Raw genomic sequence first — 8,197 nt, 5'->3', positions numbered from 1 at the left:
CGTCCCCCCCCCCCCCCCCCCCCCCCCCCCCCCCCCCCCCGCCCCCCCCCCCCCCCCCGGGGGGGGGCCCCCCCCCCCCCCCGCCCCCCCGGGCCCCCCCCCCCCGGGGCCCCCCCCGCCAGGCCGGGGGCGTCGTCACCCTCCGTGCCGCCAGTTGCTGTACGCCCACCGCCCGTCGACGTCCTGGACGCCGACGCGGTGGGTGTGGTCGGCGCCGACCATCGCGGTGAAGGCCTCGCCCGAGGCGAGGGTCGGCGCGTCGTACGAGTCGCTGCCCATGATCTGGACCCGGATGGTCCAGCCGTCCGCCTGCTCGCCCTTCGCCCAGACCGCGTGGCACGTGGGGGAGTAGCGCAGCCACGCGCGGGGGTGCTTCTGCGAGCCGGGGGCGACCTGGGTGTCCGGGACGTCCCGCGCGTCGTTCCCGCAGCCCAGCGCCTTGGGGTTCTTGCCGTCGCAGGCGTTGCCCCGGCAGCCGCCGGCGGCGGAGGCCGAGGCCGGGGCGGAAACGGAAGCGGAGGCCGGCGAGGCCGCGGACGGGGCCAGGACCGCCAGCGCCGCGAGAGCCAGGGCGGAGGTCCTGAGGGTGGGTGAGGCCATCGGGGTCCTTTCGGCTGCGCGGCCGCCGAGGGGCCGCTCCTGGGTCGTGGATAGCGCGACCGGTCCGCTTCGTGGGCGAAGATTCGCCGGGATTCACCGGATCGGGTGGTCGCGGTGTGGCGATCCGGGCGCCGCCGAAGGATTCCTGACGATACGTCAGGAATCCTTCGGCGTCGGCGGGACTACCGGGCGAGCTCGGCCGGCGCGTCCAGTCGCGTCAGCTTCTGCGGGTTCGCCACCGCGTGGATCCGGGTGACCCGCCCGTTCTCCACGACGAGGCTGACCGTGGCCAGACGGCCGTCGAGCTCGACCCGGCCGGCGGGCTCGCCGTTGAGCCACACGGTCGACACCACCCGGTCCGGGCGCGCGAGCAGCGCCGCCACGAGCTCGGCCCCGTGGATCGGAGCGCGGGCGGCGGCCGCGAGCCCGCCACCGTCGGCGATGAAGACCACGTCCGGGGCCATGACCTCCATCAGCTCCTGCACCTGCCCGGTGCGCAGCGCGGCCAGGAACCGCTCCACCACGGCCCTCTGCTCCGACCGGCTCACCGGTATCCGGGGCCGCCGGGCCGCCACGTGCCCACGGGCCCGCCGGGCGATCTGGCGCACCGCGACCGGGGACTTCCCGACGGCCTGCGCGATCTCCTCGTACGGCACCTCGAAGACCTCGCGGAGCACGAAGACCGCCCGCTCCACCGGCCCGAGCGTCTCCAGCACGGTCAGCATCGCGATCGAGACGCTCTCCGCGAGCTCGACGTCCTCGGCGACGTCGGGGCTGGTCAGCAGCGGCTCCGGCAGCCACTGGCCGACGTACTCCTCGCGGCTGCGCGAGAGCGTCCGCAGCCGGTTGAGCGCCTGCCGGGTGACGGTCCGCACGAGGTACGCCCGCGGGTCGCGCACCTGCGCCTGGTCGACGTCGGCCCACCGCAGCCAGGACTCCTGCAGCACGTCCTCCGCGTCGGCGGCCGACCCGAGCATCTCGTAGGCGACCGTGAACAGCAGGCTGCGGTGGGCGACGAACGGGTCCCGGGTCATGCCGCGGGCGCCGCGCCGGACGGCTCGGGACGCGTGGCCAACGGAATCTCGCAGGCGGCGGAGAAGCCCTGCGAGGTGACCCCGTTCGCGGCGTTGTTCCTGGTCGCCATGTTGACGAAGGCGATGTACGCGGTGAGTTCGACCATCGCCGCCGGGCCGAGCTGTCCGAGCAGGCCCGCGTACAGCTCGTCGGTGACGGTCGGCGGGGTGTTCGTCATGGCCTCGGCGTACTCCAGGACGTCCCGCTCCAGCGGGGTGAACACCTCCGACTCCCGCCAGCGCGGCACCTGGCTCGCCTTGGTGAGGTCCAGGTCCTGGTGCTGGGCCTGGAAGTAGCCGACGTCCAGGCACCAGCTGCAGCCGACCTGCGCCGCGACGGCCATGTGCGCGAACGACTTGAGACCCGCGTCGGCCGCGTCCCACTCGCCCAACTTGGCCGAGAACTCCAGATTGGACGTGGCGACCTTGGGGCTGTGCCACACCACCTCGATGGGCTCGGGCACTTCGCCGAGCTGCTTGACCAGGTTCTCGCTGAGCTCGACGGGAAGCTCCGCCTTCGGAACGCGTGGCGCCATGATGGTGTTCTCCTCATGCGTGGGTGTGGTGCGTGTGCGTGTTCGGCATGAAGACACCGCAGGGCCCCCGCGTGTGACAGCGCAGGCCTGCTGCTCGGCCGCCACTCTCGTCGCGGACGTCGTCGCGCGAGCGCGGGTAACCGGAGAAACATCGACAAACCGACCAAAACACGAATCTAATGTCGTATGTCGGGTAAAAAGAGACCGTGCAGCGGCCGCCGGAGGCCAGTCGGCCGCTCCCGCACCCCGCCGGGTGCCACCGGGACCACCGCTCCGAGCAGCCGGGCCCAGGTCCCGAGGGAAGGAAGCCCGCGACGCGCGAGCACCAGCCATCGGCGCCGCCGGGCGTTCCCCCGATGCCCAGGAGACAGCAACCGTGTCCACCTCACCGGAAACCGTTCACCGCGCCGTCGCGTGGTCCGGCATCCCGCCCGACCTGCCCCCGCGCCCCACCGAGGCCGCACTGCGGTCGATGGGCAAGTCCGAGGCGCGCGAACTCGGCGACGCGCTGTTCGAGCGCCTGGCCGGCCTCGCCCGCGAGGCCCGCGCCTACAGCTACGTGCGCGGCACGATCATCGAGCTCGACATGCCGCTGGTCCGCTTCGTCGCGGCCCGCCTCCGGCACCGCGCCGAGGACATGGACGACATCCTCCAGGTCGGCACGATCGGCCTGATCAAGGCCGTCGACGGTGACGACCCGTGCCGCGGCGTCGAGTTCATCACCTACGCCATCCCCACCATCGCCGGCGAGATCAAGCGCTTCTTCCGCGACACCTCCTGGCCGGGCCGGGTCCCGCGCAACATGCAGGAGCTGTACCTGGCCGTCGCCCGCGGCTCCGACCGGCTGGAGCAGGAACTCGGCCGCCTCCCGCACTCCGAGGAGATCGCCGAGGACCTCCACCTCACCGCCGAGGGACAGGCCGTCGGCCGCGCCTACCGCCCCAATTCCCTGGACGCGCTGCGCGACCAGGACGCCGACGAGACCGGCAGCGCCATGCTCGACTGCCTCGGCTCCTGCGACCCCGGCATCGACCTCGCCGACTTCAGCACCGCCGTACGCCCCCCTGCTCGCCAGGCTGCCGAGCCGCGAGCAGGCCGTCCTCAAACTCCGCTTCTGGGACGTCTGGACCCAGTCCGAGATCGCCGAACGCATCGGCGTCTCCCAGGTGCACGTCTCCCGGCTGCTCACCGCCACCCTGACCCGGCTGCGCGAGCAACTGGAGGACCGCGACGCCCCGGGCTGGGCGGACGACCCGCAGGACCCGGACTGACGTCCCCGCCGGCTCGGCGCGACCCGCCGGCCGGGGCCGAGACGAAGGGAGTCGAGACCATGACCCGCCGACCGCCCGCCACGGACCCCGCCCCCGGGCCGGGCGGGCTCACCGTGCAGGCCCGGCCGTGGGCCCGGGGCACCGTCCTCGCCCTGAGCGGGGAACTCGACCTCGACTCGGTCGACGTCCTGCGGGAGGCCCTGGACGCCGCCCTGGCCGCGCCCGCCACCATCGTCGTGATCGACTGCGCCGGGCTGGAGTTCTGCGACTCCACCGGGCTCGACGCGATGCTCCGGGCCCAGACCCGCGCGGAGGCCCGGGGCAGCCGGATCGAACTGGCCCGGCCCCGGCCGCCGGTGCTGCGGATGCTCGAACTGACCGGTGCGGCCGACGTCCTCCCGGTCGGGGACGTCCCGCCGTCCGGGCCTGGTCGACCAACCGGTCGGGGGGTGAACTCCACGCAGGACGGGGAGTGACCGAGGGTGGTCACGGGAGCCCGAATCCGTCGATGCTTCCCCGGGTCCCGCCACACCCGAGCGGTCGGCCGGGAAAGCCCCGGTCCGGCCATGGCCGCGTCGGCCATACCGGTCGCCACGATCGCCGTCATGGCCTGATCGGGGCCCGAACGGGGCTCACCGTTCGTGTACGACGGCCCGGCTCGGGAGGAGAATCGGCACAGGGCGGGAAACGAACGGGAGGCCGGTCATGAGCAGCCTCAATCGCCGCTACGCGGTGACCTTGCCGGGACCGATCGGCGGACACGCGCCGCCGGCCGTCGTGGTGGTCCACGCCACCGACGCCGTCGGGCCCGGTGGAACCCTCGTCTGGGAGAACGCGGACGGTGACCTGCGGGTCGAGATATTCGGCGAGGTGGCCACCGTCCTGACGGCGCCCGCCGGTGTCCTGCCGCACCCCTGCCTGCAGGCGGTACCCCTGCCGTGAGCGCCCGGCCGGCCCCGGCCGGCGGCCGCACGGGCAGTGGCGGGGACCGCAGGAGCGCCCCGGAGCCGCCGGCCACGGGCCTTCCACAACCGGCGGAAGAATTCCGTCGGCGCGCGCGATCGAGAGCGGTCGGGATGCTCCGGCCTTTGCTTCCGGAACGCGGACCGCAGCATGACCGAAAGCTCCGGAGGACAACTCCCACGGCCGTCGGCGTGACGCTCCTCGCGGTGGTCCTGTCGTTCACCTGCCCGCCGACCCGCACCCCCGGTGCCGGAGCCGAGTTCGCACGGAGCCTGACGGCCTACTCGCTGATCGTCGGCTTGTGCATCGCCTTCATGGCGGCCCCCGCGATGCAGCGCTGGGCCTGGCTCTTCCCGATGCCGGGCACCCGCCGCGCGTGCGCGCACCTGGGCGCCTACGCGGCTCTCAGCGCCCAAGCCACCCTGGGCGACCTGGCCGGCCAGGACGGCACCGCGCTGGCCTACGCACAGAGCGACCAGAGCCGACACGCCGTCAACACCTGCCTGGCGTCCACGACGACGCTCTGGCTGCCGGTGTACGCGCTGGCGGCAGCCCTCTGACCGCGCTCGGCGTCTGGCTGGTGGGCAGGGCCGGCGCGAGGCGGACGGCAACCGGGGACCGGTGACGCAGCTCCTCCGGGCCCGCTGCGGACGCCCGGATCCCGCCGCCCCGACGCCGCGCCCCGCGAGCGGGCTCAGGCGGGCAGCTTCGTGTCGACGATGAAGCTGATCTCGATGACCTGGCCGGGGAAGGCCAGTTCGGTGACACCGAGGACCGTGCTGGCCGGGCGGTGGTCGCCGAAGTACGCCAGGTTGCCTGCCATCCCCGCCGCGGCGTCCTGCCGCAGGTTCACCATGTACAGGGTCTGCGAGACGACCTGGTTCCGGGTGGCTCCGTAGTGGCCCAGGACCTTGTCCATGTTGGCGTAGGTCTGCGCGAGCTGGGCGGCGAAGTCGTCCGCGTGCAGGAGCTCGCCCGCCTCGTCGTGCGAGAGCTGTCCGGAGACGTGGATCAGCTCGCCGGACTTGATCGCCTGCGAGTAGCCGAAGTCGCTCTCGGCCGGCACGCCGTGGTTGAAGACGTCGATGGTGGTCATGGTGCTCGCCCTTCCGATGTGCTCTCTTGTGGGTACTCGGAAACCGTAGGAGAGTGAAGGCCGACCTGGAAGAACGCACTTTTCGGTGACTGAGGAACCTGATGGTGACCAAGCAACTGCTCAAGGGCCTGCCCGAGGACGCCGATCTGAGGCGTGCGGACTCCCTGGCGCGGGAGATCTTCTCGGACGTCGCCAACAAGTGGGCGCTCCTGATCATCGAGGCACTCGGCGAACGCACTCTGCGCTTCGGCGAGTTGCGCCACGAGGTCGAGGGCGTCAGCCACAAGATGCTCACCCAGAACCTGCGCATGCTGGAGCGCAACGGCCTGGTCGGCCGGAAGGTGTACCCCACCGTGCCGCCGCGGGTCGAGTACACGCTCACCGAACCGGGCCGGGCCCTGCGCACCACGGTCGACGCCATGTGCGGCTGGACCCACCAGTACCTCGGTCACATCGAGGACGCGCGCCGCCACTTCGACGCCTGACGGGAGCGCAGCGCCACGCCCTCCAGGGAACGGCCGTCGCCGGCCCGTCGGTGCCGCCGCATTCCGTCGGACGGGCGGGCGGACGGGCGGGCCGGGATTGTCAGTGGTGCGTGCCAGGATCACCGCCATGATCGAGGAGACCTTCAACTGGCGTGCCTTCCTCACCCGGTGGAGCGAGGAGTGGGCCGACACGTGCCCTGATCCGGCCCAATGGCCCCTCGCCGACGACGGGGAGGCCTGGCGTGCGCGCTGGCTGGGGTTCGAACCGGCCTCAGGGGAGCGGATAGCGGCGGCGGAGGAACGGCTGGAGTGCCGACTGCCGCCGTCGTACCGGGCGTTCCTGGAGGTCACTGACGGATGGCGGCACGCGGGCGGCTTCGTCCACCGGCTGGCCGGCGCCGACGGAGCCCGCTGGCACAACGACGAGTCCGGCTTCAGCGAGTACTTCGGCGAGGGCGAACTCGACGGCATGTGGGAGCGCGCGCTCCAGCTGGACGTCGCATCGGACGCGACGTACGTCCTGCTCGACCCGCTGAGCGTGGACGAGGACGGCGAGTGGGCGGTCTACTGCCACAAGGTGTGGGCGCACTGCGAACCGACCAGGTACGGGTCCTTCCGGGAGTTCATGCTCGCGAGCCACCGGGAGTTCCACCGGCTCGCCGCCCACCGCCCGGAGCGGCCGTTCGCCAACGACACCACCCGCCGGCTGGACGCGCTGGTCGAGACGGCAGCCCTGGACGCGCTGCGCGGTGCGTACCAGCAGGCGGCCGCGGCGCTCACCGAGGCGGTCGACTTCGGCCGGCCCCGGGCCGCCGGCATGCTCGACCAACTGCGCCGCCTCCAGGGGGAGACGTACACGGTGCGTTACGGCGAACTGGTACAGGACCCGTGCTACCTCCGCGAGGTGGTACCGCTGCTGGCGGTCGAGCAGGTGGAGTCGCGCCGCGACGCGACCGTCTGGGGCTACCAGGTGGGGGTGGACTCCGGCGAGCGTCGGGAGGAGGCCGACCGGATCCTGCACGAGGTGACGGAGCGGACGTTCCGTTACTCCGCGCAGGGCCCGTTCGGCGAGGCCGTCGAGCGGGCCCGCGAGCAGGCCCGCTGGGGACGGACGGACGACGCCTGGCGGACGTTGCTCGCCGGGCTCCCGCACTGGACGCCGCTCGGTCCCGACCACCTCGCACCGGTCGGCCTGCTCGCCGACTCCGTGCTCGGGCCGCTGATCACCCCGGAACGCGGACGCCGAATGCTCGCCACCCCGAGGGCCGCCGGCGCGGCCGGGGCGCCGACCAGGACGCAGGCCGGGGAGCCCGCGGTGGATCCGTCGGCCGGGGGAGAGGACGGCCTCGCCTGGCTCGCCGAGCCGTCCCCGAACAACCGCCGCCCCGAGCCGTACCGCTTCGTCCTGGTCGAGGGAGTGGCCCCGGCGGACCTGCCGGCGCGGCTGGGTGGCGAGGGAGCCGTGCTCAGCGCGCCGACGACGGGCTGGGAGACGCGCCGGGACCTGTCCCGGGGCGGCGTGAGCTCGAGCTATGACGACTGTGCGCGCGCCGCCGTCGGCGACGCGGGCGGCTCCGGCTGGAGCTTCGCCTTCGACGCGCACCCGGCGGCCTACCACGAGCCCCGCTACGTGTCCCCGGCCGTGGCCGCCTCGCAGGGCCCGGCCGGCTCGCCGGGCGCGCGTGCGCTGGTGGTGTGGTGCGCGCCGGAACAGGGCCTGTTCCACCTGTCCGTCGCCGAGCAGGGCACCGAACGGTACGCCTTCACCGTCCAGGGGTCCCTGATCCACCGCAGCGGCGGCCCGATACCGCCTGCCCTCGACCCGCACCGCCTGTTCGGGGCCCCGGCGCCCGACCACGGCCACGGGCCCGACGGTGCAGGGGAGCTGGGCGCCCGTCAGGGCGAACGGCGGGCGCTGGCGGCGATCGCCGTCGAGTTCGGCGTGAGCCTGCCCCGCTTCGCGCTCACCGAGGGCCGGTTGCACACCTTCACCACCTGCTCCTGGACCCGCCCGCCGGGGCCGGGCGAGACCTACGCCGTGATCAGCTTCGGGGCGCCGAACCCGCACCCGGGCGTGCCCGGCATCGTCACGCCGTGACCGCCGCCGCCCGGCCCGCGCCTTCAAGTCCCTTTCCCCGGACTGAAAGCGTGGACCCGGACGGCGGCGGTCACG

Annotated in this window: 10 protein-coding genes and 1 pseudogene; 7 read left to right on the top strand and 4 right to left on the bottom strand. The window is 73.5% G+C overall.

Going from position 1 to position 8,197, the window contains the following annotated elements:
* Window positions 1-135: 135 nt before the first annotated feature.
* The 3 genes from ACIO5E_RS15455 to ACIO5E_RS15445 form a co-directional block, all read right to left on the bottom strand.
* A complete protein-coding gene (locus ACIO5E_RS15455) occupies window positions 136-600 on the bottom strand; it encodes a DUF2690 domain-containing protein (protein WP_400667546.1) in 465 nt (154 codons plus the stop codon).
* Between the two features lie 182 nt (window positions 601-782).
* Window positions 783-1,634, bottom strand: coding sequence for an RNA polymerase sigma-70 factor (locus ACIO5E_RS15450; RefSeq protein ID WP_400667544.1), 852 nt, complete (start codon window positions 1,632-1,634; stop codon window positions 783-785).
* Window positions 1,631-2,209, bottom strand: a complete 579-nt coding sequence (locus ACIO5E_RS15445; RefSeq protein ID WP_400667542.1) for a carboxymuconolactone decarboxylase family protein — start codon at window positions 2,207-2,209, stop codon at window positions 1,631-1,633. The genes ACIO5E_RS15450 and ACIO5E_RS15445 overlap by 4 nt, the downstream gene beginning before the upstream one ends.
* Between ACIO5E_RS15445 and ACIO5E_RS15440 the strand changes: the two are divergent.
* The 5 genes and pseudogenes from ACIO5E_RS15440 to ACIO5E_RS15420 all read left to right on the top strand — a co-directional run.
* Window positions 2,124-3,143: pseudogene (locus tag ACIO5E_RS15440) on the top strand (sigma factor); the annotation flags it as partial. The gene ACIO5E_RS15445 and the pseudogene ACIO5E_RS15440 overlap by 86 nt on opposite strands.
* 10 nt (window positions 3,144-3,153) lie before the next feature.
* Window positions 3,154-3,480 carry a sigma-70 family RNA polymerase sigma factor gene (locus ACIO5E_RS15435; protein ID WP_400667941.1) on the top strand — a complete coding sequence of 109 codons (327 nt, stop codon included), beginning with the start codon at window positions 3,154-3,156 and terminating at the stop codon, window positions 3,478-3,480.
* A 59-nt stretch (window positions 3,481-3,539) separates the two neighbouring features.
* Window positions 3,540-3,956: an STAS domain-containing protein gene (locus ACIO5E_RS15430; protein ID WP_400667939.1), complete on the top strand. Its 417-nt coding sequence runs from the start codon at window positions 3,540-3,542 to the stop codon at window positions 3,954-3,956.
* A 229-nt stretch (window positions 3,957-4,185) separates the two neighbouring features.
* Window positions 4,186-4,422 (top strand): DUF6296 family protein, encoded by a 237-nt coding sequence (locus tag ACIO5E_RS15425; protein ID WP_400667540.1) that lies wholly within the window; start codon window positions 4,186-4,188, stop codon window positions 4,420-4,422.
* 212 nt (window positions 4,423-4,634) lie between these two features.
* Entirely contained in the window at window positions 4,635-5,003 is a 369-nt protein-coding gene (locus ACIO5E_RS15420; protein ID WP_400667539.1) for a hypothetical protein, read from the top strand.
* Between the two features lie 134 nt (window positions 5,004-5,137).
* On the opposite strand, the gene ACIO5E_RS15415 is transcribed toward ACIO5E_RS15420, so the two are convergent.
* On the bottom strand, window positions 5,138-5,539 hold the full coding sequence (locus tag ACIO5E_RS15415; protein ID WP_400667537.1) for a RidA family protein: 402 nt from the start codon (window positions 5,537-5,539) through the stop codon (window positions 5,138-5,140).
* A gap of 101 nt (window positions 5,540-5,640) precedes the next feature.
* On the opposite strand from ACIO5E_RS15415, the gene ACIO5E_RS15410 reads away from it, so the two are divergent.
* Both ACIO5E_RS15410 and ACIO5E_RS15405 read left to right on the top strand, forming a co-directional pair.
* On the top strand, window positions 5,641-6,024 hold the full coding sequence (locus ACIO5E_RS15410) for a winged helix-turn-helix transcriptional regulator (RefSeq protein ID WP_400667535.1): 384 nt from the start codon (window positions 5,641-5,643) through the stop codon (window positions 6,022-6,024).
* 127 nt (window positions 6,025-6,151) lie between these two features.
* The gene (locus ACIO5E_RS15405; RefSeq protein ID WP_400667533.1) at window positions 6,152-8,122 is read left to right on the top strand and encodes an SMI1/KNR4 family protein; all 1,971 of its coding nucleotides are present in this window, start codon (window positions 6,152-6,154) and stop codon (window positions 8,120-8,122) included.
* Window positions 8,123-8,197 lie beyond the last annotated feature (75 nt).

The sequence above is a fragment of the Kitasatospora sp. NPDC087314 genome (assembly GCF_044744365.1).
Taxonomy (GTDB): domain Bacteria; phylum Actinomycetota; class Actinomycetes; order Streptomycetales; family Streptomycetaceae; genus Kitasatospora.
This window is presented reverse-complemented; position numbering and strand designations above follow the sequence as displayed.